This window comes from Photobacterium kagoshimensis, assembly GCF_050337045.1.
Lineage (GTDB): Bacteria > Pseudomonadota > Gammaproteobacteria > Enterobacterales > Vibrionaceae > Photobacterium > Photobacterium kagoshimensis.
The window spans coordinates 1-2,185 of record NZ_JAKJSO010000046.1 but is presented as its reverse complement, the minus strand read 5'-3'; the positions used below and the strand labels follow the sequence as shown (position 1 = coordinate 2,185).

The following is a 2,185-nucleotide window of genomic DNA, read 5'->3' as shown; positions in this document are numbered from 1 at the left end:
GTTACTAATATAGGAGAGGCTGTGGAATACTATAAGAGAGCTTTAGTTCTGGTGTCGCAGGTTACAAATAAATTATCGAGAAAGTACTGCTTAAATAATGCTTCTGTCCTATTAAAAAAGGCACCTTGGGCAAAGTAGAGGCTTAACAAAGCCATCAATACGACCACCAACGCTCGGCATTCTAGGTATGAATTGTCTATGGTGTTTTCGGTGGTCTATCAACATTATCGTAATGCGTTGTGGCGTATTATGGCGAGCGTTACCCGACTAGGTTCAGTTCTTTTTGCTTACTTTACTCCGCAGTCGCTGTGAGTTGGTCAATTCCAGATAAATCCGTATGCAGTTAGAATCGTTCGTCGGTCATAGCGGTTTCTTATTTTTAAACGTCTCAACGACTTGCGTGAATGTTCGCTGGTCACCGCGCCAACTTCTGTATTTGGTTTTCACCATGGTTCGGCCGTGGCGGTTGATACTCAGCGTACTCACCAGTTCTTAAATTTCTCAGCTATTGCCGCACCATCATCGAGGATAGCCGCTTTCAATATTGTTGTCGGTGCGTTGGTAGGGAAGTGGTTACATTTTGGTGGTTGCCGAAAGAAATAGAATTGTGGGCGTGGTTCGCGGCTTTAGTTTTGGCTGCCTTTTTATCAGTATCCGTTCTCGTTTTTGGTTCATCTTTTCTAGGTAAACCATAGTGCTAACATTATCGTAGCCGCTATTTTGTGGGTAAACGCGCAGTAATTTCCGTGGTTATAGTTTTGAATTTGTTTGCCTTGAGTTATGTGTTTTTCGCGCTTAATCAGCGCAGTTTTTAATTTCGTCTCATCATGGCAGGCAAGCTGCTTTAGCCAAGTCAAACGGCCGGGTAACAAGGCCATTAATACGACCACCAACGCTCGGCATTCTAGGTCTGAATTGGCTTTAGTGTTTTCGGTGGTCTATCAACATTATCGTAATACGTTGTGGCGTATTATGGCGAGCGTTACCCGACTTGGTTGAGTTCTTTTTGTGTACTTAACTCCGCTGTCGCTGTGAGCTGGTCAATTCCAGATAAATTCGTATGCAGTTAGAATCGTTCGTCGTTCATAGCGGCTTCTTATTTTTAAACGTCTCAATGACTTGCGTGAATGTTCGCTGGTAACCGCGCCAACTTCTGTATTTGGTTTTAACTATGGTTCGGCCGTGGCGGTTGATGCTCCGCGTGCTCACCAGTTCTTAAATTTCTCAGCTATTGCCGCGTCATCATCGAGGAATGCCGCTTTCAATAATGTGGTCGGTGCGTTGGCATACCTGTGGTTACATTTTGGTGGTTGTCGTAAGCAGTAAAATTGTGGGCGATGTTCGCGGCTTGAGTTTGGGCTGCCTTTTAACCAATATTGGCGCGCGTTTCGGGTTCATCTTTTCTAGGTAAACCATAGTGCTAACTTCATCGTAGCCGCTATTTTGTGGGTAAACGCGCAGAAATTTTCGTGGTTATAGTTTTGAATTTGTCAGCCTTGAGTTGTGTGTTTGTCGCGCTTAATCAGCGCATTTTTTAACTGCATTTCATCATGGCAGGCAAGCTGCTTTAGCCAAGTCGAACGGCCGGGTAACAAAGGCATTAATGTGACGCCTGACACTCGGCGGTTTTGGTCTGAAGTGTATTTGGTTTTGTAAGTTCAGCGTTGGCGCACCTTATGCCAAGGCGTTACCCGACTTGGTTGAGTTCTTTTTGTGTACYWAACTCCGCTGTCGCTGTGAGTTGGTCAATTCCAGATAAATTCATATGCAGTAAGAATCGTTCATCGTTTGTAGCGGCTTCTTATTTTTAAACGCCTCAAAGACTTGCGTGAATGTTCRCTGGTMACCGCGCCARCTTCTTTGTTTGGTTTTACCCATGGTTCGGTCGTGGCGGTTGATGCTCCGCGTACATACCAGTTCTTAAATTTCTTAGCTATTGCCGCGCCATTATCGAGGATAGCCGCTTTCAATATTGTGGTCGGTGCGCTGGCAGGGAAGTGGTTACATTTTGGTGGTTGCCGAAAGAAATAGAATTGTGGGCGTGGTTCGCGGCTTTAGTTGGGCTGCCTTTTAATCAATATTGGCGAGCGTTTCTAGTGCATCTTTTCTAGGTAAACCATAGTGCTAACTTCATCGTTGCCGCTATTTTGTGGGTAAACGGGCAGTAATTATCGTGGTTATAGTT

4 protein-coding genes are annotated in these 2,185 nt (G+C 44.8%); 3 read left to right on the top strand and 1 reads right to left on the bottom strand.

The genetic code is table 11. The features are described from left to right. Positions 1 to 396 precede the first annotated feature (396 nt). Entirely contained in the window at positions 397 to 603 is a 207-nt protein-coding gene (locus L4C35_RS22965) for a hypothetical protein (protein ID WP_428465041.1), read from the top strand. 77 nt (positions 604 to 680) lie between these two features. Here L4C35_RS22965 and L4C35_RS22960 read toward each other — a convergent pair whose 3' ends face one another. After that, the gene (locus L4C35_RS22960) at positions 681 to 878 is read right to left on the bottom strand and encodes a hypothetical protein (protein ID WP_428465040.1); all 198 of its coding nucleotides are present in this window, start codon (positions 876 to 878) and stop codon (positions 681 to 683) included. Between the two features lie 241 nt (positions 879 to 1,119). On the opposite strand from L4C35_RS22960, the gene L4C35_RS22955 reads away from it, so the two are divergent. After that, a complete protein-coding gene (locus L4C35_RS22955) occupies positions 1,120 to 1,326 on the top strand; it encodes a hypothetical protein (protein ID WP_428465039.1) in 207 nt (68 codons plus the stop codon). A gap of 498 nt (positions 1,327 to 1,824) precedes the next feature. Further along, a complete protein-coding gene (locus tag L4C35_RS22950; RefSeq protein WP_428465038.1) occupies positions 1,825 to 2,031 on the top strand; it encodes a hypothetical protein in 207 nt (68 codons plus the stop codon). Positions 2,032 to 2,185 lie beyond the last annotated feature (154 nt).